This is a genomic window from Ruegeria sp. N4, assembly GCF_056531425.1.
On sequence record NZ_JBQFLT010000015.1, the window covers coordinates 81,389 to 103,774 of the forward strand.

Genomic DNA, 22,386 nt, shown 5'->3' on the forward strand with positions numbered 1-22,386 from the left:
GTACAGAGCAAATGTCACACGTGACAGATCACGAAAAAGAACTCTTTCTGGGCGCACGCCGCGATGCCTTCAAATGGCAGGTATTCGGCATGGTCGGCATGGCAATGGGCGTGGCCTCTATGATTGGCTGGGCGATGCTCCTTCCCCTGAAGGAAATCCGCGCGGTGCCATTCTCCATTGATCCGGACACGAAACTGCCGGTCCTGCTGACTGAAAAAGTCGAAGAACTGGAACCTTCTGAGGCGATGGCCTTCCGTGAAGTCGCAAATTATGTGCGCGACCGGGAAACCTATGATGTCCAGGACAACAACGAGCGCCTGAAATCGGTGCTGCGTCGTTCTGATGAGCTGGCCGAAACGTCCTACCGCGAACTGTGGGACGGTTCGAACGACAACCATCCTGACGAAATCTATACGCCCAAGACAAAGGTGCAGACCGAAATTCTGGGCGTCTCGCCGGTCAACGATGAGACGGTGCAGGTCGAGATCCGCAAGTCCCTGATCGTGCCAAACCAAGCAACGGCCTCAGCCCGCTACGTGGTCACTGTGACCTACGGGTTTGAGGAAAAAATCGTGACGTCGATGGATGAGCTTCTGGAAAATCCGTTCGGCTTCGTCGTCACCAACTACCGCGTAGACGCCATAGGGAAGGTCTGATGCAGCGTTCTTTCAAAACACTCACCGCCACCGCCGCAGCAGTTTTGGCATTCTCTACGCCTCTGCTCGCTGAAATCACACCGACGCCAGACGGAAAGAATGCGGATCATCGCATCACGCATTTCCATTACGTCGAGAACCAGGTGTACCGCATCACTGTAGGTGAACGCCTGATTACCTATGTTCACTTTCCGCAGGGCGAGACCGTCCGCAGCATTGGCGCGGGCGACACTGAGAGTTTTCAGATCACCCGCCTGCAGGAAGGTCGCGTTATTGCGTTCAAGCCAGAAATCCTGAACTCGGATTCAAACCTGACCGTCCTGACCAATCGCGGGACATACAACTTCTATCTGGTTCCGGCCGAGAGCGCCGCCGAACGCAAACGTGTTCCATTTCGGGTCACGTTCTACAACAAAAACAACAGCGGCGGGACCACAACGCGTCGCGGCACAGTCGCTCGGAGCGAGCCGAAGCCAACTGGCCGGTTTGTGAACCAGAACTATTCGCGCTCGGGCAAAGCGGACTTTGCGCCCACCGCCGTGTGGGATGATGGCGTTCACACCTATATGCAAATCCCGCAGGATGCGGAGTTGCCGGGGATTTTCCGTGTCCTGCCTGATGGCCGCGAGCTGATGGTGAACACCACAGTCAAAGAGCGCGGCATTATCCAGGTGCAGGGCCTTTCCGACCTTTGGACACTGCGCATCGAAGACACTTCGATCTGTGTACGAAACGATGGCGACGCGTTTCAGCAGGCGAGTGCAACGGGCAGGCCCGTTACTTCACAGACAGTTAAACCGGGGGGCAGCAAGTAATGGATCGCAATCAGACAATTGCGGCACGGGCGGCGGCTGAACAGCCGTCGCAACGTGTCCGGAAGAAGTTCGACCCAAAGAAGCTGATAACCGTTGCGATCGCAGGAGCGGTGTTCCTGGGCTTTGTATGGTTTGTCATGGGCCATGAAAACAAAAGCACGAACACGGGTGTCCGCGTTGACGCTTTGCAACAAGGTGGTGGCGAGCGATACGGGCTTTTGACCGCACGGGGACCAGAGGCCGATGAGCCGGAACCAGAGGCTTTGCCCGAGGAAATTGAGGTGGCAACACCGGCAACAGTGCCGCAGGTCGATTCCGAAGGGCTGAAACAAGCCTTGAAAACTATCGAGCAACAGAACGGTCGGATTTCCGATCTGCAAGACGAGCTGACGGACGCCAAAGTTTCGCTGTCCGAAAAAGACGGTGAAATCGCAACGCTGAACCTGACCAATGAACGCCTTCAGGTCAGATATGATGAGCGAGAGAAGAAGTTCCAGACGGAACTTGCCCAGGCCATCGCAGATGCGGAGGCCCGGGCACTTGCCAGCGTAAGCCACCTTCAGGCGCAAGGTCTGACCGATGACGAGCGGCGCAGACTCGAAGAACTGAAGAAGATGCGCCAGCGGCAGAACCAGTCGGACGGCATTGTGTTCGATGAAAACCCATACGGCAGAAACTGATGGAGCTGACGATGAACAGAACAGCACTCACCCTCGCCCTGGTCACGTTGGCCTCAAGCGCGATGGCACAGGACGCACCCGGTCAAAACTACCAGCCGATCAATGGTGGATCGCAGCCGGTCATTTTCCAACCCTTCCCTGCAGCGCCGCAGCCGGTTCAAGTCCAGCCAGACGACACCCGCCTGCCTGAAGATCAACGCGGCTATCAGGAAAACCAAAACACGACATGGCAAAACAATCTGGTCGAAGAATATCCCCCCATCGTCGGGGCCTCGATCATTGACGATCCGTCGCGCACCCTGACGCAAGGCACGGTTTTGTCGGCTGTGTTCGGTGGCGCGGTCAGCTCGGAGTTGCCCGGCAGTGTCGTGGCGACGATTACACGTGGCGTCTACTCGATGGACGGCACGCGTTTGCTTCTGCCGCGCGGATCGAAGCTCTTTGGCGAGTATCGAGCGGACACGACATTGGCGCAAACGCGCATCATGATCGTTTGGAGCCGTGTCATCACGCCTGACGGCCTGTCAACTCAGGTCGGATCGGCTGGTACGGACGGTCAAGGCCGGACTGGTGCGACCGGCAGGGTGAACACACACTTTGGGAAACGGTTCGGAACTGCAGCGCTGTTGTCCATCATCGGCATTGCGCCGGTGGCACTGGTCTCTGACAACGATAGCAACAACTCGGTTCGCACTGATCTGGCAACGCAAGTGGGGTCTAACCTGCAGAACGCTACGGCAGCGGCGCTTGATGAATACCTGCGCATTACTCCGACAGTCTTTGTCGATCAGGGCAGTCGCATCAACGCCATCCTGCAGCGCGACGTTGTGTTCGATAGCTTCTGAGCGCGAGCCAATGAGCCGACCGCCTCAGCAGTCTTTCCGGCCGCTGCCAGCATGATCGAGTGCGGTAGCGGCCTTTTTTGAAGCAAATTCAGCACTTTTTGGAAGCAATGAATCTTATGTGGATGCCTTCGTGTTCGAGGCAAAGCCGAGATGCAGCGAAGGCAACCTCCAGTGTTCAAAAAAGTGCTCTACCAAGGACAAGAACATGAGCGGGCGGAACGGCAATAGCCTTCTGGAATACTATACAGGCAAGATCGAGCATCTGTTGCACGATGAAAGCCTGAGCGAAATTTCTGTGAATCCTGACGGATCGGTCTGGGTCGAAGAAATGGGCACAACACACATGACCAGGACAGACATTACTCTGAACAGAGATGATGTGGAAAACATCGGGCGCTGCGTGGCCGGATTCAGCGATGTGACATTCGGAGAAAAGAAGCCGATTGCGACGGCCAACGTGCCGACACAGCAGGGTAAAGCGCGGGTGCAGGTTGTGATTCCGCCAGCAACAACCGGCGTGGGGTCCGTGGCGATCCGCCTGCTCCGCGTGAAAACCGTCGATCTGGGCGCGTTCAGCTTCGCCAGCAAAGAGGCGGCGTTGGCAGAAAACAATGATCACAGCGCGCTTGAAAAGGCTCGGGCTGCTCTCGCTGCCGGAACAATGAACTTTGACGAGCTGGCCGACCTTGCGATGCTAAGCAAATGGAACGTGATCATTGCCGGGGGCACCTCGTCTGGCAAAACCACTGTTCTCAATGCAATGCTGAAGCGCGTCGATCCTGGCGAACGGATCGTGACGATTGAAGAAGTGGCCGAGCTGGACATCGAGCAACCCAATTCTGTCGATCTACTTGCTGACCGTTCCGAAGAAGATGGCCCTCGATCACCAACAAAGCTGCTGGAATCGGCGCTGAGGTTACGGCCTGACCGCCTCGTCTGCGGTGAAATTCGGGGCGACGACGCAAATATGTTCCTGGAACTGGTGAACACCGGCCACGATGGTTCTGTTTGTACCATGCACGCCAACTCACCAGTAGATGCCATTGGACGTATGAGCAAGATGGTGCGTCGCGGATCTCCGACCGTTCAAAAGTCAGAAGTGGTCGATGACATCCGGGCCACCATTCACATGATCGTTCACATGAAGAAAATCGGTGACGAACGGAAGGTCAACGGAGTGATCTTCCCACCCCTGATGACCGCTGATCAACTTATCTGAAGGAGAAATAGAATGAAAAAATTTGAGTATCGTAATGTCTTGATGCGGGTAGAGGAAAATGCAGGCGAGAAGTTTGCGAAGCTCGGGCAAGACGGTTGGGAAATGGTCGGCGTCGTACCTGCCGAGTTTGGCATCGTGTGCTTCTTCAAACGCGAGCTGACCGATGGCTGAGTTTCAGGATCTACCCAAAGGCAAGAAGGTCGCGATAGCCGGTACTATGGGCTTTATCGCTACCTCGGCTTGCGCGGTGTTGGTGGTCGGGCTGGCTCTCGAATACATCAACACCAGAGGCTTTCGCGGGCTGGACATCTGGGCGATCCCAGAGAAGTTCATGGCACAGCCTGCAGAGACGCAGCAGATCATGGGTCTGGTGGCGGTGGTCGCAGTGGGTGTTTTGACCTTTGCATTTGTGGCGGCTGCGCTGCGTGGTCCCTCAACGAAATACGGTGATGCGACCTTTGCAAAGGCCCCTCAGCTCGTCCAGGAAGGCTATGCGTCGGTTCTGAAGCTCAAAGACAAATTGGATAGTGAAATCGTGTTTGCCAAATTTGGTGAGCCAAAGGACAAAAACGCGATCTACTATAAGCCCGGCCCCGGTGTCCAAAAGCCGCACGCGATGTTCATTGCCCCGTCTGGTTCGGGCAAAACCAGCGGCTTTGTGATCCCGAATGTCCTGCGTTTCAATGGGTCTTGCGTCGTCCTGGACATCAAGGGCGAGATTTTCCAGACAACCGGCGCGCGTCGGGCAGCAATGGGCGATGAGGTTTTTATGTTCGACCCCGAGAACCCCGACAAAAGCCACAGCTACAACCCTCTGCGCCGCGCAGCACGTGCCGACAATCTGGACCGGCGATGGGAAGAAGTGATTCAGGTTGCAACTCAGATGTTCGACACGCCCAGCTCGTCCGCGCAGGGCTTTATGGGTGGTGTTGAAGGCATGTTCTGCGCAATGGCGATGCTGGCGATCAAAAGAAAGCGGCCATACATTTCCGAAGTCCTGCGCCTGGTCAAAACGACCAAGCAAAAGGACTATGAGAAAATGGCTGAAGAAGTTGGATATGCGCGAGCTGCAGATGAGTTTCTGAATCTTGCAGCCGAAGAATCCAAAATCCTGCGGTCAACGATTTCGGTTATGTTGAACTCCGGCCTGCAGCTCTGGCGCAACCCGTCGGTAGCAAGAGCCACGCAGGGCAATGACATCAACTTTGAAGATCTGCGTCGGCGCCCCAGCTCGATCTACTTTTCCGTGCCAGGGAAAAAGGTCAAAGAGTTCCGGACGCTCATTCGCCTGTTCTTCCTCGATCTGGTGAACACCATCGAAACTGTTGAGCCGGGCGAAGATGAGCCGTTCAAGGTTTTGATGCTGCTCGATGAGTTCCAACGCCTCGGCCATCTTGAGCGCGTTGTTGAAGCCTATGACACCATGCGATCGTTCGGGGGCAGGCTCGTGGTGATTTCGCAAACACTGTCGCGCCTACAGGACATTTATGGGCACGAGGGTGTGCGGGCGATGCTGGCAAACGCTGGAACCCAGATGTTTGCCGCCTCAGAGGATTCCGAAGTACGCGAACATGTGTCCAGGTCCATCGGGGACAAAACGGTCATAAGCAAGTCGAAGTCTCGAGCACTCGGCAAGATGGAAATGGGCAGCATATCAGAGCGTGAAGAAGGCATTCGGCTGCTCCGGCCAGAGCACGTTGGTCGTCTGCCGGAAAACGAGGTTGTGCTGATCCGCGAAGGCAAGATGCCCGTGATTGCGAACAAGATTCGATATTTCGAAGATCCTTATTTCATGCAGTTCCTTGGTGGCGACACGCCAAAGATCAAAGGGACACACCTGGATCTTGCTGAAGAGCAGGCCAAGGATACGGCAAAGGCAGTGGCTGATGCGAAACCGGCCCCTGCCCCGGTGAAAGAGGTTTCTGAAAAAGACCAGGAACTTCAGGCGGCATTTGATGCGCAGCGCACGGTCGCAAAGCGGAAAAGTCGGTCAGCGAAAGATATGGCGATGGAGAAAATGAAAGCCAAACGGGCTGAAAGTAGCGCCTTCACTTGACGGGGGTAACAGGACGCGGCCGAACCGGACCTTACTTCAATATGCAGAGAACGGCAGGAGAGAGCCCAAATTGATCAACGCTGCGGCCAGGATCAAGGGGCGTAGATGGTGTGAAGCTGCCATTCAGATTTGCTGACCAACGGTATGCGAGTGAGAGATTGCGTTCGGCCTGATCCCGAAAGATGCGTCACTCGGTGGCTATGAAACTGGGGACGGAAAAGTTCGCACTCGATACCAAATTGCGCAAGATCAAAGCGAGATGGACACAGAGTATAAGGGCGTAACCCGACTTTTCACCCGACTCTGACGCTCCGAAAACGGGAGGTTGAAACCGGCGGGGTCAAAAGAATTCTTGACTGGCTCCAGCATCACAACTAGTAGAAATGAAATGTGGTTTTGCTGAATGAAACGTTGAGGTGGTGAAAGACGGGCGCGCTCATGTCGAGGACCCGCAAGCCAACCAGCATTAGGGGAGGAGCCCGACATGATGAAAGATAACCGGAAATTGACGCTCACTGCGGGCCTTGTAGCCGGTAGTCTGGCCATGGCCACGTCTGCCTTTGCCGAAGGCGAAGTGGTGTTTTCGTCCTGGGGCGGATCATTTCAAGATGCACTTCGGGACTCCATGCTGGACCCAGCCGCAAAAAAACTGGGACTAACCATCAAGGAAGATACGACAAACGGCATCCAGGATGTGCGCGCGCAGATCACAGCGGGCGCGGTAGCCTGGGACATCACGGAACAAGCATTGTCCGACTGTGCTCGTTTGAAGCAAGAAGGGTCGCTGGAATCCATTGACTATGGCGTGGTCTCGACCGATGGCATACCTACCAGTCTCGTGGACAGCGAATGGGTAGGCCTGTTGACCTATTCGCTTGTAATCGGTTGGCAAGCTGAGAAATTTGGCGAAAACGGTCCACAGTCCTGGGCAGATTTCTGGAACACCGAAGCCTATCCCGGCACGCGTGCGATGTTTAACTCGGTGTCCCATGCACTGGAAGCGGCTCTAATGGCGGATGGTGTCGACCCGGCGGAGGTAAATTCCGTCCTGCGTAGTGAAGGCGGGGTTGATCGGGCCTTTGCCAAGCTTGAGGAGATCGCTCCCGATATCACGGTCTGGTACAGGGGCGGCTCGCAAGCGGCGCAGTTGATGGCTGATGGCGAAATCGACTTCATTCATATTGGCAACGGCCGCGCAGAAGCGCTCAATGCAGATGCAGTAACGGTTGGCTATACTTGGAACCAGGCTACGACCGATGCTGATTGCTTGTTGGTGCCCAAAGGCGCGCCAAATCGCGAAAACGCTATGCTTGTTCTCAACGAGATGCTGTCGGCCGAATCCCAAGCCCGCATGGCAGTGGCCATTTCCTACGGCCCGGCGAATTCCGGGGCATTCGAAACCGGGCTGATCCCGCCCGAACTTGCAGCCAAAAACAATGCCTCCCCTGACAACATGGAGACCCAGGTGGTCATTGACGCGAGCTTCTACGTCGAAAACTTCGCGGAACTGCAAGAGCGATTTGACGCGCTGATTCAGCAATAGAGCGAAATCGATGTGCTCCAGTCCTGTACCCAATCCGGCAGCATCTATGAACGTCCTTTTCGTTCATGGCTGGGCGTGCGGATGGCAGGACTGGAGTGGCGTCGCATCGCTCCTTCCAGATGGTGTAAACAATGGTCTTGCCAAGCTGCCTGGAAGCCCTGGTGCCGTGCCCTTGGAAGGGGCAGTCAGCCTGAGGGATTGCGCGGCTCATGTGATAGCCCATGCAAATGATCTGGGTTTTGATCGCTTTGCTCTGGTTGGGCATAGCATGGGTGCGCGGATTGCAATCGAACTGGCTGCGAATTGGCAAGCGCGCGTCTCTAGTCTTCTTTTGCTGGATGGCAGCAACGTGCCTGAAGATCCCGATGAAGCGGTTGCGCGCCTGAAGGAACAGCTTGGGCAGCTTGGGCAGCAAGAATGGGCGGAAGCTACATTCGCGACGATGATGCTAGATAATCTCGACCAGGATCAAAAGCACGATCTTGTGACCCGCGCTGCGCAATATCCAACCGAGGTTTTGCTCGCGTACTATCATGCGATGGCTGCATGGGATCGCGATCATTTTGGTTCAGCCATCGACCACCTCACCTGCCCGGTTACGATATTGCAGTCGACTTCGCTGGATGAGCACGAAGTGCGCCGACCAGTGGCGGCCTACCCTTCGTCGCTTTGGCTGGATGCCTTTCGCGCTCGGATTCCCAAAGCGACGATCAAGCTGGTGCCCGATACCGGCCATTTCTTGATGCTCGAACAGCCACGCCTGATTGCGGACTGGGTTGGAGACCTAATGCCAGTAGGCCGCGATATCCAGGAAGAGAAAATCCGATCATGTAACCAACCAAAACTTTAGGGAGAGCCTGACATGAAGAAAGAACAGAGAAGACTGTCGCTTGCAGCCAGTATTGTGGCTGGCGGCTTGGTAATGGCGGCACCTGCCTTCGCCGAAGGCGAAGTGGTGTTTGCATCATGGGGAGGCTCCTTTCAGGATGCCTTGCGTTCCGCCATGCTGGATCCCGCAGCCAGCGCATTGAATGTCACGGTCAAGGAAGATACGACAAACGGCATCCAGGACGTGCGCGCACAGATCACAGCAGGTGCCGTCGCCTGGGATGTGACCGAGCAGGACTTGCCCTCGTGCGAGACGCTCAGCCGTGAAGGTGCTCTTGAGCCGATTGATTATTCGATTGTCGACACGACGGGTATCCCGGAGGAGCTGATCCACGAAAACTACATCGGCTTCATCAACTTCACCAAGGTGATTGCCTATCGCAAGGATGCCTTTGGCGACAATGGTCCGTCCAACTGGGCAGAGTTCTGGGATCTGGAAAACTTCCCCGGCAAGCGCGGCATGCACGGCAAGGTGAACTACAACCTTGAGGCAGCCCTTATGGCCGATGGCGTGCCTATGGCAGAAGTTTACGACGTTCTGGCTACGGACGAGGGCATCGCGCGCGCCTGGGCCAAACTGGGAGAGATCGCACCCGAGGTCACCGTTTGGTATCGTGGCGGATCACAATCCGCACAATTGCTGCGTGATGGAGAAGTGGACGTGATCCACATGGGCCATAACCGCGTGGAGAGTGTTATCGCATCGGGCATTGACGTTGCTTATGCATTCGATGGTGGCACGATGGATGTTGATTGCTTGCTGGTGCCCAAAGGCGCGCCGAACGTCGAAAATGCGATGCGCCTGATCAATGAGCTGCTGAGCGCCGAAGCGCAGGCGCGGCTGGCCGTGACAATGCCGCTGGGCCCGGTCAATACGGGTGCATTCGATACCAGCATTATCTCGGAAGAGATGGCGGTCAAGGTCAACACGCATCCCGACAACTACGGCAAGCAGCTTCTGGTCGACCCGAACTTCTACATTGGCCAGCTGGGTGAGTTGACCGAAGAGTTCGACACGCTGATCCAGCAATAATCAAATTTGGCGCAGTGCATCTCGTGCTGCGCCTTTTTCGTCAGGTTAGGAGCCCCTATGTCACCTGCTGCCCAATCCCTTCCCATCGACATTTCCAACCTATGCAAGGCCTACGGTTCGGTCAAAGCGCTCGATGACGTATCGCTGAACATTGCTGCAGGTGAATTCCTGACACTGCTTGGGCCATCAGGCTCGGGCAAAACGACGCTTTTGATGGCACTGGCCGGTTTTGTACGTCCAGATGGCGGATCGCTCCGATTTGGCGGTCAGGAAATGATTGCGACGCCGCCCCATAAGCGCGGCCTCGGCATGGTTTTCCAAAGCTATGCGTTGTTCCCATTCATGACCGTGGCTGAAAACGTGGCCTATCCGCTGAAGATCCGCGGGGTTTCTAAAAGCGAACAGAAGACCCGCGCAGAGCGTGCGCTGGATACCGTGCAGCTTGGTGGCTATGGAGATCGACGTATCACTCAATTGTCGGGCGGCCAGCGGCAGCGTGTGGCTCTTGCCCGCGCCATGGTTTTCGAGCCGCAGATCATCCTCATGGATGAACCCCTGTCCGCGCTCGACAAGAAGTTGCGCGAACATATGCAGATTGAACTGAAAGCGCTCCATGAAAAATTGGATGCGACCGTTGTCTATGTAACCCATGATCAGCGCGAAGCACTGACGATGTCAGACAGGATCGCGGTGGTAAACCATGGGCGGATCGAGCAGGTTGAGACACCTGAGCGGCTGTATCGCCAGCCTCACAGTTTCTTTGTGGCGGATTTCATCGGTGAATCCATTTCGGCGCCGGTGAACGTGGCCAATAACGCGGCACAACTTGGCGGGCGCGTGTTGAAGTCCGGCTTACCAATTGCCGAGGGCAGTGGAGGTCATCGCCTGGTGATCCGCCCCGAGTTGTTGGAGGTCACCGCGGGCGCTGTGCCTGAAACTGCTAATGATTTGTCTGGCCGGGTGAGCGACATCATTTATCAGGGCGACAGCGTTCTGGTCATCGTACAGCACGACAGCGCGGGCCAGATCAATGTACGCGTCCCTGCCAATCGCGCCGGCCAAACGGGTCTGCCCTCCAAGGGAGAGCGCATCGGCCTTGCCCTGCATCCCGAAGATACAATCATCGTACCGGAGCATGTATCATGAGCGTCGCCGAGTCTTATGGGACAGCTCAGACGCTTCAGAACGCAAGCACGCTCAAATCCGAAGAGCGCCGTGAGCGCCTGACATTTTTTGGCCTTTCGCTGCCCGCGGTTCTAGCAATTCTGATCGTCGTGTTTCTGCCAATTTTCTGGCTGTCTTCGCTGTCGTTTTACAATGCGGCCGGCGAGTTGAGCTTGGAGAACTACGAACGCATTTTCAAAAGCGCACTGTATCGACGGACCTTTGTTGTCACCTTTCAGATAAGCATCGCCGTGACGGTGATTTGTGTGCTGCTTGGGTATCCGCTGTGCTACTGGCTGACTCGGCTGCCGGACAGAACAGCTGCAATTCTGATGGTTTTCGTGCTGGTCCCGTTCTGGACGTCGGTTCTGGTGCGAACCTACGCCTGGCTGGTGCTGTTGCAGCGCAATGGCATCATCAATTCGTCGCTGATGTCGATGGGCATAATTGATGAACCGCTGCAGCTGGCGCACAACCTCACGGGGTCAATCATTGGCATGGTACATATCATGCTGCCGTTTCTGGTTCTGCCGCTTTACGCCACCATGCGCAACATTGATACCGACTTGGTTCGGGCGGCTGTGGGGCTTGGTTCCAGCCCGCGCGGGGCATTCTGGCGAGTGTTTTTTCCGATGTCGCTGCCGGGCCTTTTTGCCGGCATCGTGCTGGTTTTCATCCTGTCGCTAGGGTTCTTCGTCACACCTGCTTTGCTGGGCGGTGGCCGTGTTCAGATGTTGGCGCAACGGATCGAAAGCACCATCACGGTCTATTCCAATTGGGGAGCCGCATCCGCCTTGGGCGTTGTCCTGCTGCTGCTTGCACTGGCGATGATCTGGTTGATGAACCGGGTCTTCGGCCTCGACAAACTCTTCATGCGCTAAGGATCGGAATAATGGAACAAGTCGGACAACGCAAAATTGACGGGCTGTGGCTGACGGTGGTTGGCATTGCAGTGCTGTTCTTTCTGATCCTGCCCACGCTTATCGTGATCCCGATGTCGTTTTCGGGGGCCTCGTTTCTGGAGTTCCCACCCACGTCGTTTTCGTTTCGCTGGTACGAGGCCTATTTCACCTCGCCGGAATGGATGAGCGCCACAAAGACCTCGTTGATAGCAGCGGCATTGACTACGGCGATTGCGACACCTTTGGGTTCACTTTGTGCCTATGGCCTGCATTGTTGCACTCCGCGGATCAGAAACTCGGCACAGATCCTCGTGATCATGCCCATTGTCGTACCGGTGATCTTGATCGCTGTCGGCGTGTTCAGCCTTTATGCCAAGCTGGGGCTCAACTACACGCTTGCCGGGATTGTGATCGCCCATACCGCGCTGGCATTGCCGTTTGTGATCGTGACCGTGATGTCAGGCTTGCAGAACTATGATTTTGATCAGGAACTGGCAGCGCGTAGCCTCGGGGCATCGCGGGCATATGCCCTGTGGACGGTGACGGTTCCGCAAGTCAAATTTTCGATACAGACCGGTGCCTTCCTCGCCTTCATCACGTCACTGGATGAAGTGGTGATTTCGATGCTGGTCTCGGGCGGGGAAAATGCCACGATTACCCGCCGCATGTTCAATTCGCTGCGTGACCAGCTTGATCCGACCATTGCAGCGATCTCTACCTGTCTAATTATCGTGTCAGTCTCGGCGCTCATCGGCGTGCAGTTGATTGGCCGCAGCAAGAATGTTGATAAATGATGGACTCGTTATCTTTCACCGATCTCGGTCCGGATCTGGCGGGCGGCATCAAGCACCATAGTGCGATAGCCCTCGACGGCGGCTTCGTCGAAGCGAACCCGCAAACCCGACAGGCTGACCGCACCCAGCAGCTCGCCTTCGGACCCAAGAACCGGGACCGACAAACCAGCGACGTCCGGATCACGTTCACCGAGACTGAGATAATATCCGGCCTCTCGGATTCTGGCGGCCTGTTTGCCCTGCCCGATAGAATAGGCATCCAGCACCCGGCCCGACGAGCCCATGTTCAGCGGAATGATTTCACCTTCCTGAATGTGATCGCGCGCCAGCCTAGGCGAGTTGACCCGGTAGAGGCAGACACCGGAATTGCCGCGTTGCACGTAAAACGACGCGCTTTCCCCCGTGGCATTCACCAGTTCCGCCAGCACCGGGCGCACAATAGGCCCCATGCGCAGGTTCTGACGAAATACGGACCCAAGACGCCACAAAGACGGCCCGAGGTGAAACAGGCCTTCGGCGTCTCGCGTAATATGGCCAAACTTTTCCAGCGAGACGCTCAAACGCAGGATTGTCGCTTTGTTGACACCACTGCGGTCCGCGACCTCTTTCAGAGAAAGACCCGCATCGCCGGGCTCAAAGCTGTCCAGAACACGCAATGCACGTTCAACCGCTTCGACACCACCATTTGTGTCCGGGGCTTGGGGTTTGTTGGGCATAGGCAGACCTTTCGACGCAGTTCCGCGCCCATGTGTAGCGAGTTCGGGCGCAATTTGAAATCGCATTTCGTGAAGGTATCTGACGATGAATAATGCACAAAAACGATGGATAATGACCGGATATGCCGGTCTGCCCTTTGGCGAGTTTTCGCAATGTGAGGCGGGCAATGTCGGGGTTTTGGGTGTTCCAAGCGAAGTCGATAGCGGGCCGCGTATCGGGGCCTCACTGGCACCGGATGCGCTGCGCAGGATGTCACAACAGCTTGGGACCGGTCTGCCTGTAAATGGCCGGGATATTGGAAATCTGAACCTGTCGGGCGATTGGTCCGTCACTTTGATGCAGCTTGTGACGCAGATGGTGGATCACGGCGTTGTGCCAGTTGTTCTGGGTGGCGCATCAGAAGTTGCCTCGGCAGTGCTGGGGGCCCTGCCTGACCTGCCGGTTGTCGCGGCCATGCCGCTCGCCCGGGGTGATGTTGCGGCGCGGCCTGCAAACACGATCTGGGTGGGTTTGAACGGCGAGCAGCCTGCCGATGTATGGGATCAGATCGACCAGCGCTCGATGGCCTGGTGTACCGCCCGGCAGCTGGATGAAGGGCGCGGCGACTTTTATGACATTCCCGAGCGCGCTGTTCTCTGGATTGACATATCGGTCATTGATCTGGGGCATGCAGCAGGGTGCGTCGGCCTTAACCCCGGCGGTATGAAGCCCGAAACGCTGGTGTCCGTTATCGGCTCAATGTCCTGTAGCTGGCAGGCGATTGCGATCACTGGCCTTGCGCCTGCGCTCGATACCCGGGGTATTTCGGAACTGGCGGCCATCGAAACCCTAAACGCGGCGTTGCACGATGGGTGAAGCGGCGCACATACGGTTCGACACAATCCCAAGTTTTCTGGGCGCATCTGTTGGCGATCTGGAAGATCTCGTGCCCGGGCAGGTTGCGATGGCAGGGTACTTTTGTGACAATCTCGATCGACCAGCGGCAGGGCAACGCTACCTCGCACGGCAGTTGCGATATGCCTCCCGTCCCGGAAAGCCCCCGGAAAACGCGATTGATCTGGGGGATGTGAACGTATTTCCGCTTGAGCCGAACAAGCACTTTTCCGCAGTCATTGCACAATGCGAGGCGGTTCTGGAAACCGGTGCGCGCATGGTGCTGGTTGGCGGTGATTCCAGCGGTTTGAAGGCACTTGGCAGCGCTGCAAAAAATGCCACGGGTACGGATGTTCCTGTCATTCCGGTCGCAGGGGAAAATGCGGGCGATCTGCCCCATACTCAACCGGTCATCCTATCTGTGGATTTACAACAGCTTGCGGCCAACTGGGTATCGAAACCACGTTGCCTGACCGGGCTGTCGCCGGAACAGATGATCGCGCGAATCGACGCCACCGCCGGCAAAATCATCGCTGCAGCCGTTTTCGGGCTTGCCCCGGAATTGGACAATCGTGGCAGAACTGAAACCCTCGCGGCACTGTCGATCTTGCAAGCGGTGACTGAGCGCCTTGAGAGAGGAGTAGGCTGATGCCTTTAAGGTCGGCTCCATTGCCACGCATGGCAGGGCATCTGTCATTCATGCGTGCGCAGACCAAAGCAATCGGTGATGTCAGGTCCGGCGATCTGGCGGTACTGGGTGTCCCGTTTGAAGACACAAGCGCAGCGCATGCTGGGCAATCCCTGGCGCCGCGTGCCTTGCGCGAGACCTCGGTCTATTTCGGTTGGCACGCAAACCCGCAATTCAGTCACCCCGTAGATATCGATGCACGTCAAGACATCAGCACCGACGGACTACACGAGCGGTTATGTGACCTCGGAGATATCGCGCGCGGGTCCGAGGACGCGATCCATGCGGCATTGAAGGCGGCAACGCGTCATGTCAGCCGCAATGGTGCCTGCGCCATAATATTGGGTGGGTCAGATCGCCTGTCCAAGACAGTGCAGAGCGCGCTGCCTGAGTGTCAGACTGTGCAGCTTGGCGGTACGCCAGATGATGCGCGCGACTTTCATGTATCGCCCCTGCCAAACGGGGGTGGCACGACCTGCAGCCAAAACACTGCCGCGCAGCTTGCCGCGTTTTCCAGGTGGCGGGATGTATCAAAGCCGCTGTGTGTGCAGTTTGATCTGTCCGTGTTTGAAACATCGCTCAGCGCGCTTTGTGATCGGCCCCGTTTGGGAGGCTGCGACCTTGATACAGTGGTGCAATGGCTCAGCGCCCTGGGACAGCACGAGGTCAGTGCCATCATGTTGACCGGTCTGAACCCGAGCAGGCCCGGAATGGGTGTGGTGAAGGTTGGCCAACGACTGATGGTCACGGCTCTTCTGGCATTCATCTATGCGCGCCTCGGTTTTGGGATTGACCGACCGGTGCGCCCAATTCCCAAGGAAAATGTACTGACATGACTGCAACGAATACCACATTTCACCCGCCTCTGTCACAACCGGGATATCGGCTGTTTGATGGGCATTTGCGCGACGTGGACGAGGTCGGTCCCGATAAGATCGGCGTGGTCGGCATGCCGAGCGACTGGACACATTCCAGCCGCCTTGGCACAAGGTTCGGCCCCGAAGCATTGCGCAGGGCGACAAGTCTTCTGCAATCTTTGCGTCCGCAGGGAGCCAGCTTTGATCCCGATACAAGCCGCCGTACCGTGCCTGCAACCGATTGGCTGATCGATTGCGGCGACGCAGAGATCACAGCGCAGGACGTTGACGCAACAACCGAAGCCATCGCCGCAATGATCGAAACGCTGACCGTTGCCGGGGCGATCCCACTGGCACTGGGCGGTGATCACTATAACAGCTTCCCGGCCTGTCTGGGCTATTCCCGTGGGCTGACCAAACGTTCGCCAAACGCGCGCTTCGGATATATCCAGATCGATGGTCATCTCGATTTCTCCGACCGGCTGGGGGCGTGGGGCAGCCACAACCATGCAACCAACGCGCGCCGGATTTCCGAACTGCCCAACATCGATGTCTCCAATATGGTCTGGATCGGCATCACGGGCTGGGTCGATGGCGGCGATCTTGCACTTATCGAAGAGCAGGGCGGACGGGTGTTTTCATCTGGCGAGGTGCAAAAACTCGGCGCGGCCGAGGTGGTGCGTCAGGCGCTTGCACATGCCATGCAGGGCTGCGACGAGCTCTATCTTTCAATCGACATCGACGCTATGGACGCCGGCTACCTTCCCGGCACAGGCTCCATCGTGCACAGCGGCATTACACCGCGACAATACTACGATCTGCTGGATGGACTGGCCGAGGCCCCCTTGGGCGGGTTGGACATTGTCGAGGTCTCACCACCGCTTGATCCCTCACAGCGCACCGAATTCCTGTCGGCGGAAATGCTGTTCCGGATTCTGCGCCGCTTCCGCACGCGACCTGTGACTGGGCCGGTGGCGGAGCAATGATGGAGTATATCGGAACCCGTCAAATGGGCGGGCTATCACATGCAGGAGAAATCCTTGCCCCGGCAACCCGGCCTTGGATCACGGATCTTGCAGCGCTTTGCCCTTACGAGGGTCTTCAACCCGGTAACCTCCCGGAATTTGAACGTGACCCGGATTGGGACAACTGGGCGCTCACGGACAGCCCCAAGGACCCGACAAAACGCCTGAACTGGCATGTGTTTCAGGACGTGAGATCTCGGCTGATGGTCGCCGACCGGATGCTTATGAGCCGCATCAGCTGGCAGGATCTGGATGATGCAGGGTTTGTCTTTGGAAAGGCCGTGTCGATTGATGGCAGACCGTTTCGCTGCCGGTTGCTGACCGGCGGTGATACGCCCTGTGATGACCCCTATCAGGGGGCAACCCGGCCCAATGAATGGGATGCGTTGGTGGGTGGCGGCGGCGCGTCAAACGCGCCTCGACCGAATCCGGCCGACAGTGCAGCCCCGCTTGGCCCGGATCATCTGACCTCGCCACATAACCGTGTGTGGAACTGGTTTGGGGCGGTCAGCTGGACGGCCGAACCCGTCGCCAGCCGTGCAGACGGGCGGGTCTGCCGGGGCTATCATGGCCCGACCTATTTTTACGTGAACACTGTGGACCACCGGCATGAAGATATCGGGTGGCGTCCAGTCCTTGAGGAAGTGCTATGACTTCAGACCCATTTCCCAACTATATCGCCGGATCATGGGCCGCTGGCAGTGGTGCTGTTCCAAACATCAACCCGTCTGACCTGAACGACACGATTGGTGATTATGCGCAGGCCAGTGCCGCGCAGACTGCCGATGCGATCGAGGCCGCCGCTGCCGCCTTTCCGAAATGGCGCGCGACATCGCCACTGGTCCGGTTCGATGCATTGGACCGGATCGGGTCGGAAATCCTTGCCCGTGTAGACGAGTTGGGCGACATGTTGGCCCGTGAAGAGGGCAAAACCCTGCCCGAGGCCAAGGCCGAAGCGCATCGCGCCGGGCATCTGTTCAAATACTTCGCGGCCGAAGCATATCGTGCAACGGGCGATACTTATCAATCTTTGCGCGAAGGTGTGTCTCTTAAAGTTCTGCGCGAACCGATTGGCGTCGTAGGCGTGATCACGCCCTGGAATTTCCCGCTGGCGATCCCGGCATGGAAAATTGCGCCCGCCCTGGCCTATGGCAACACGGTTGTGTTCAAACCTGCCGAACTGGTGCCCGGATCGGCATGGATGCTGTCCGACATCATTTCCCGTGCGGGCCTGCCCGAGGGTGTGTTCAACCTTGTGATGGGCAAAGGCCGTGAGGTTGGGCAGGCGATCGTTACACATCCCAAAGTCTCTGGGGTCACGTTCACCGGCTCGACACCTGTCGGTCGCAATATGGGGGCTGCGCTGTTCGCCCGCGGGGCCAAAATGCAGCTTGAAATGGGGGGCAAGAACCCATTGATTGTGCTGGATGATGCGGATCTGGATCTGGCGGTTCACTGCGCATTACTGGGCAGCTTTTTCTCAACCGGCCAACGATGCACGGCCTCATCCCGCCTGATCGTCACAGAAGGGATACACGACGCATTTGTGGATCGTCTTTGCGCGGCGATGAATGATCTCAGGATCGGTGATGCGCGTGCGCCGGATACGCAAATCGGCCCGGTGGCAAGTGAGGCGCAGCTGGCCATCGACAAAAGCTACATCGAGGGAGCCGTGGCGAACGGCGCAACGCTTGCTGCAGGAGGCAGCGATGTCAGATTGAATACTCCCGGACATTACCTTGCTCCGGCCCTGTTTACCGATGTGTCACCACAGGCAGCCGTCGCGCGTGACGAGATATTTGGGCCCATCGCCGCTGTGTTACGTGTTCCAGATTATGATGCCGCCCTTGCCACCGCCAACGACTGCGAATTCGGATTGTCTGCGGGCATCGTCACTCGGGATACGGCCAAGATCGACCATTTCTCGCAGCACGCTGAGGCAGGTATGATCCAGGTCAATCTGCCCACTGCAGGCATGGATTTCCACGCCCCGTTTACGGGTCGAAAAGGATCATCCTTTGGCGCGCCGGAAAAAGGCAGCTATTGCCGCGAGTTTTTCACCGCAGCCAAGGTTGTACATGAGGGTCGAGGATAAATGGCACAGTCACCGCTTAAAGGCATTCGTGTCCTTGATCTGACCAATGTGCTGGCCGGTCCGTTCTGCTGTCACCATCTGGCGCATTTGGGGGCCGAAGTCATCAAGGTCGAGGCCGTCGGACGGGGCGATCTCGCCCGCCAACTGGGGGCTGACCCAGAGCTGAACAAGGCCAACATGGGTGTGTCCTTTCTGGCCCAGAACGCGGGTAAGAAATCGGTCACGGTCAATCTGAAGAACGCATGGGGTCGAGAGATTTTTCTGAAACTCGTCGAAACGGCAGATGTGGTGGTGGAAAACTTCCGGCCCGGCGTTATGACGCGCCTCGGCGTGGGCTACGAGACGCTAAAGGAGGTCAATCCGACGCTGATTTACTGTGCCATCTCCGGCTTTGGCCAGGAGGGCCCATGGATTCGCCGCCCGGCCTATGATCAGATCATCCAGGGCACTTCGGGTGTAATGTCGATTACCGGGAATGACAAAAGCGCGCCATTGCGGGTTGGATATCCGGTGGCAGACACCGTGGGCGGTATCACCGCAGCCTTCGCGATTTCTTCTGCCCTAAACGCCAATCCGCGCGGAACGTTCATTGATGTGTCGATGCTGGAATCGGTGCTGGCGACAATGGGTTGGGTGGTGTCGAACTATCTTATCGCGGGAGTCATTCCGACCGCCAACGGCAATGAGAATCCCACTTCGGCGCCTTCTGGTGCGTTTGAGGCCGAGGGCGGGTTAATCAACATCGCCGCAAACAAGGACCAGCAATGGGAGCTTCTGACGGACCATCTGGGATTGGGCGCGCTGCGCGAACGCCCTGAATATGCCACGCGTGAGGATCGCAAACGCAACAGACTGGCCTTGAAAGCAGAGCTTGAGGCGGTGCTAAAGACCCGCCCACCGCGCGACTGGGCCAAGGAGCTCAATAGTATCGGCGTACCGTCAGGTGCGGTTTTGACAGTACCGGAAGTACTGGAAATGCCGCAAGTTGCAGACCGTGGATTCCTCAGTCAGTTTGAAAACGTCCCCGGCGTCGGAAGAGACATAGAGGTGGCCACGACCGGGATCAAACTGGACGGCAGCGCACCCACTGTCGATGCGCCCCCGCCCACATTGGGGCAGCACAACACTGAAATCTGGGGTGAGTTGGGACTTTCACCAGAAGACATAGAAAAACTGGCAAAGGAAGGCGCGATATGACGGCCCCCTCGGAACCCAAAGATGCCGATGACATGCGCCATTGGTGGCGCACTGCAATTATCGACATGGCTCCTGGGCGGATCGCCTTTCGCGGCCACCCGATCCAGAATCTTATTGGGTCTGTCAGCTTTGCTCAGATGATCTGGCTCATGGTGCGGGGCGATATGCCAACGCCAGAACAGGCGGCGCTTTTTGAATGTGCGCTGGTGGCAGGCGTGGATCATGGTCCGCAAGCGCCTTCGATTGCCGCCGCTCGTATGGCCGCGACCTGTGGGCTGGGGCTTAACAACGTCATTGCCACCGGGGTCAACATGCTGGGTGATGTGCATGGCGGCGCAGGTGAACAATGCGCCGAACTTTATTTTGACGTCGCCAAACGGATCGATGACGGCGCTGAACAGGAAACTGCCGTCCGCGACGGTATCGCCGCTTGGCGCGAGGAACATGGCAAGATTGTCTCGGGCTTTGGACACCGTTTCCACAAGCCCGTCGATCCCCGTGCACCAAGGTTGATGGCACTCGTACGCGAGGCCGCAAAGTCTGGCACGGTGGATGGGCGGTTTGCCGACATCGGTGAGGCCGTTCAGGCGGAAATCGGACGCAAGCGCGGTACTGAGATCGCAATGAATATCGATGGGGCCACGGCGGTTATCTTTTGCGAGCTGGGTTTTCCACCGCCGCTTTCACGCGGTTTTTTCTGTCTCTCCCGCTCGGTCGGCATCTTGTCTCATGGCTGGGAACAGATGCAGCAGGGCGGCCGGAACAAAGGACCAATGCCCCCGCGCTATCTGCCCGAATACACTGGTGTCAAATCGGAAAGCTAAGACGATGAAACCTCTGAGGACCGGGTCTATCTGTAGCAGTCGGGTCAGCGGCATCTATTCCAAGACACTGGAAAATATTATGCGGTTGAAGCTATGGCCTGTTCCAGTCTCGCACCGCAGATCGAGGGGCAATTGTTAGATATCAAAGGTCGCGCTATCCAGATGAACATTGATGGCGCGACCGCTGCAAATTACGCCACACCTGGCTTTAAAGCTCCACTCGCGCACGGAATGTTCTGACGTCAGCGAAGAGAAAACAAGCGGCCATTGGTGCGAACGCAGCGAATTTACCTTTTGTCCGCGTCTTACCAGTTCAGGCAAGGTGCCGCGAAGGGTCGGTTTTCAACACATCCCGTTCGGCAACTTCCATACCGCCCTGTTTTGCACCAAGCCTGAAACTGGTCCTGCTGCATCAAAAGTACCTTCTGCGTAGCCCCTACAAGCTGTGCCCCTCATCTTCATGGATGTGGGTGGCCTGTTCGCGGGTATGGGCAATCTCTTGCAACACGGCGGCAATCTTGCTGGACGAAACCTGGTGCAGCTCACCGACAACGGCCTCGGCGCGCTCGTAGCTGTCCGGAACGCCTTGGCTGTTGAAGTGGGCAGCAGCGGTGGAAACATCCGCGTCTTTCCAAGTCGCCGTTGTGCCGACTGAAACGCTGTCATGATCGTTGTAGCGGGCCAGGAACTTGTTTCCATCGAGTCCGAAGCTGTTGGCGGTTGCCACAATGTCATCACGCACAGCCAGCCATTTTTCGGCTTCTGTCGGGTCCAGGTTGTCCAACTCGGCTGCATTCATGGATGTGGTGTAACTGTCATCAGCAACAGTGTACGCCTGTAGGTCGGTGTCGTATGGGCGCAGTTCAGCAACATCGCCCTTCAGCTCTCCGATCTGGACGTCCATTTTGGCGCGCAAGTGCGGATCTTCGACCTCTCGGGCAAGAGCCTCCATGTTCTCGATAGACTTCACGATGTCTTTGGTTTGTTCTTCATAATTCTCGAAACCGGCCTGCCCCAGAGCGGATTGCATATACTGAACATAGCGATCACCGGGCGACTGGTAGTCATCCGAACCCTGAAAATCCTTGTCACCACTCAGATCCGCGAGCGACGAATAGTAGGGGTGATACAGGTCATATTCCTGAGCGTCGGTCATATGACGGGAAACCAAAGCCTGCATGTCGCCCTGATTAACTGGTTCCCCTGACCTCTCGGCGGCTTCCAGTTCGATCTTCAGTTCTTCGACCAGATCAGCTTGGGCGGTGTGTTCGTCAACACGGCGGTTAGCCTGGTCCTCGATGTCAGCCAGTCGCCCACCGATGGCGGCATTGTCATACCCCAGACTCCGTTGCTCTTTCGTGATGATGTCAATCTGCTCAGAAACACGATCTTCACGCGGGGCGGATTGATCAAATTTGGAATAGGGTGCGAAGTGTTCGACTTCGTTCAAAAGATAGTCTGTACGCGAAACCATAGTTTTTCCTTTTCGAGTTGATGGATAACTCTGTGATGGTC

23 protein-coding genes are annotated in these 22,386 nt (G+C 57.0%); 21 read left to right on the forward strand and 2 right to left on the reverse strand.

Annotated features, from left to right (window positions below; all coding sequences use genetic code 11):
• Positions 1–20: 20 nt before the first annotated feature.
• The 13 genes from ACR0LW_RS19185 to ACR0LW_RS19245 all read left to right on the forward strand — a co-directional run bounded on the left by ACR0LW_RS19185 (position 21) and on the right by ACR0LW_RS19245 (position 12,595).
• Entirely contained in the window at positions 21–656 is a 636-nt protein-coding gene (locus ACR0LW_RS19185; protein WP_170624898.1) for a VirB8 family type IV secretion system protein, read from the forward strand.
• Complete coding sequence (locus tag ACR0LW_RS19190) at positions 656–1,471, forward strand: TrbG/VirB9 family P-type conjugative transfer protein (protein ID WP_152460678.1); 816 nt, start codon at positions 656–658, stop codon at positions 1,469–1,471. Before ACR0LW_RS19185 ends, ACR0LW_RS19190 begins: the two co-directional genes overlap by 1 nt.
• On the forward strand, positions 1,471–2,151 hold the full coding sequence (locus ACR0LW_RS19195) for a hypothetical protein (protein WP_152460677.1): 681 nt from the start codon (positions 1,471–1,473) through the stop codon (positions 2,149–2,151). Before ACR0LW_RS19190 ends, ACR0LW_RS19195 begins: the two co-directional genes overlap by 1 nt.
• 11 nt (positions 2,152–2,162) lie before the next feature.
• On the forward strand, positions 2,163–2,996 hold the full coding sequence (locus ACR0LW_RS19200; protein ID WP_170575215.1) for a TraB/TrbI/VirB10 family type IV secretion system protein: 834 nt from the start codon (positions 2,163–2,165) through the stop codon (positions 2,994–2,996).
• A 130-nt stretch (positions 2,997–3,126) separates the two neighbouring features.
• Positions 3,127–4,215, forward strand: coding sequence for an ATPase, T2SS/T4P/T4SS family (locus ACR0LW_RS19205; protein WP_170624899.1), 1,089 nt, complete (start codon positions 3,127–3,129; stop codon positions 4,213–4,215).
• Positions 4,216–4,227: 12 nt separating this feature from the next.
• The gene (locus ACR0LW_RS19210; protein ID WP_152460674.1) at positions 4,228–4,386 is read left to right on the forward strand and encodes a DUF4177 domain-containing protein; all 159 of its coding nucleotides are present in this window, start codon (positions 4,228–4,230) and stop codon (positions 4,384–4,386) included.
• Complete coding sequence (locus ACR0LW_RS19215; protein ID WP_152460673.1) at positions 4,379–6,271, forward strand: type IV secretory system conjugative DNA transfer family protein; 1,893 nt, start codon at positions 4,379–4,381, stop codon at positions 6,269–6,271. Before ACR0LW_RS19210 ends, ACR0LW_RS19215 begins: the two co-directional genes overlap by 8 nt.
• A gap of 484 nt (positions 6,272–6,755) precedes the next feature.
• Positions 6,756–7,814 (forward strand): ABC transporter substrate-binding protein, encoded by a 1,059-nt coding sequence (locus ACR0LW_RS19220; protein WP_170349197.1) that lies wholly within the window; start codon positions 6,756–6,758, stop codon positions 7,812–7,814.
• A gap of 46 nt (positions 7,815–7,860) precedes the next feature.
• Entirely contained in the window at positions 7,861–8,664 is an 804-nt protein-coding gene (locus ACR0LW_RS19225) for an alpha/beta fold hydrolase (protein ID WP_170349198.1), read from the forward strand.
• Between the two features lie 12 nt (positions 8,665–8,676).
• Positions 8,677–9,735 carry an ABC transporter substrate-binding protein gene (locus ACR0LW_RS19230; protein ID WP_170349199.1) on the forward strand — a complete coding sequence of 353 codons (1,059 nt, stop codon included), beginning with the start codon at positions 8,677–8,679 and terminating at the stop codon, positions 9,733–9,735.
• A gap of 57 nt (positions 9,736–9,792) precedes the next feature.
• Positions 9,793–10,881: an ABC transporter ATP-binding protein gene (locus ACR0LW_RS19235; protein ID WP_170349200.1), complete on the forward strand. Its 1,089-nt coding sequence runs from the start codon at positions 9,793–9,795 to the stop codon at positions 10,879–10,881.
• Positions 10,878–11,780 carry an ABC transporter permease gene (locus tag ACR0LW_RS19240; protein WP_170349201.1) on the forward strand — a complete coding sequence of 301 codons (903 nt, stop codon included), beginning with the start codon at positions 10,878–10,880 and terminating at the stop codon, positions 11,778–11,780. Before ACR0LW_RS19235 ends, ACR0LW_RS19240 begins: the two co-directional genes overlap by 4 nt.
• A 71-nt stretch (positions 11,781–11,851) precedes the next feature.
• Positions 11,852–12,595 (forward strand): ABC transporter permease, encoded by a 744-nt coding sequence (locus ACR0LW_RS19245; RefSeq protein WP_480883956.1) that lies wholly within the window; start codon positions 11,852–11,854, stop codon positions 12,593–12,595.
• Positions 12,596–12,603: 8 nt separating this feature from the next.
• Here the strand turns inward: ACR0LW_RS19245 and ACR0LW_RS19250 are convergent, their stop codons facing one another.
• On the reverse strand, positions 12,604–13,311 hold the full coding sequence (locus tag ACR0LW_RS19250; protein WP_170349203.1) for an IclR family transcriptional regulator: 708 nt from the start codon (positions 13,309–13,311) through the stop codon (positions 12,604–12,606).
• A gap of 112 nt (positions 13,312–13,423) precedes the next feature.
• Here ACR0LW_RS19250 and ACR0LW_RS19255 point away from each other — a divergent pair, with 112 nt between their 5' ends.
• From ACR0LW_RS19255 to ACR0LW_RS19290, 8 genes are read left to right on the forward strand one after another with little or no spacing between them, the layout of a single operon-like run.
• Positions 13,424–14,167, forward strand: a complete 744-nt coding sequence (locus ACR0LW_RS19255) for an arginase family protein (RefSeq protein ID WP_170349204.1) — start codon at positions 13,424–13,426, stop codon at positions 14,165–14,167.
• Complete coding sequence (locus ACR0LW_RS19260) at positions 14,160–14,834, forward strand: arginase family protein (RefSeq protein ID WP_170349205.1); 675 nt, start codon at positions 14,160–14,162, stop codon at positions 14,832–14,834. Before ACR0LW_RS19255 ends, ACR0LW_RS19260 begins: the two co-directional genes overlap by 8 nt.
• A gap of 50 nt (positions 14,835–14,884) precedes the next feature.
• Positions 14,885–15,709: an arginase family protein gene (locus ACR0LW_RS19265; RefSeq protein WP_480883959.1), complete on the forward strand. Its 825-nt coding sequence runs from the start codon at positions 14,885–14,887 to the stop codon at positions 15,707–15,709.
• Positions 15,706–16,716: an agmatinase family protein gene (locus ACR0LW_RS19270; RefSeq protein ID WP_170349207.1), complete on the forward strand. Its 1,011-nt coding sequence runs from the start codon at positions 15,706–15,708 to the stop codon at positions 16,714–16,716. Before ACR0LW_RS19265 ends, ACR0LW_RS19270 begins: the two co-directional genes overlap by 4 nt.
• Positions 16,716–17,408, forward strand: a complete 693-nt coding sequence (locus ACR0LW_RS19275; protein WP_480536976.1) for a hypothetical protein — start codon at positions 16,716–16,718, stop codon at positions 17,406–17,408. The genes ACR0LW_RS19270 and ACR0LW_RS19275 overlap by 1 nt, the downstream gene beginning before the upstream one ends.
• Positions 17,405–18,850, forward strand: coding sequence for an aldehyde dehydrogenase family protein (locus tag ACR0LW_RS19280; protein WP_170349209.1), 1,446 nt, complete (start codon positions 17,405–17,407; stop codon positions 18,848–18,850). Before ACR0LW_RS19275 ends, ACR0LW_RS19280 begins: the two co-directional genes overlap by 4 nt.
• Positions 18,851–20,047 carry a CaiB/BaiF CoA transferase family protein gene (locus tag ACR0LW_RS19285; RefSeq protein WP_170349210.1) on the forward strand — a complete coding sequence of 399 codons (1,197 nt, stop codon included), beginning with the start codon at positions 18,851–18,853 and terminating at the stop codon, positions 20,045–20,047.
• Positions 20,044–20,871 carry a citryl-CoA lyase gene (locus ACR0LW_RS19290; protein ID WP_170349211.1) on the forward strand — a complete coding sequence of 276 codons (828 nt, stop codon included), beginning with the start codon at positions 20,044–20,046 and terminating at the stop codon, positions 20,869–20,871. Before ACR0LW_RS19285 ends, ACR0LW_RS19290 begins: the two co-directional genes overlap by 4 nt.
• Positions 20,872–21,307: 436 nt before the next feature.
• Here ACR0LW_RS19290 and ACR0LW_RS19295 read toward each other — a convergent pair whose 3' ends face one another.
• Positions 21,308–22,345, reverse strand: a complete 1,038-nt coding sequence (locus ACR0LW_RS19295) for a hypothetical protein (protein ID WP_480522646.1) — start codon at positions 22,343–22,345, stop codon at positions 21,308–21,310.
• Between the last annotated feature and the right edge of the window lie 41 nt (positions 22,346–22,386).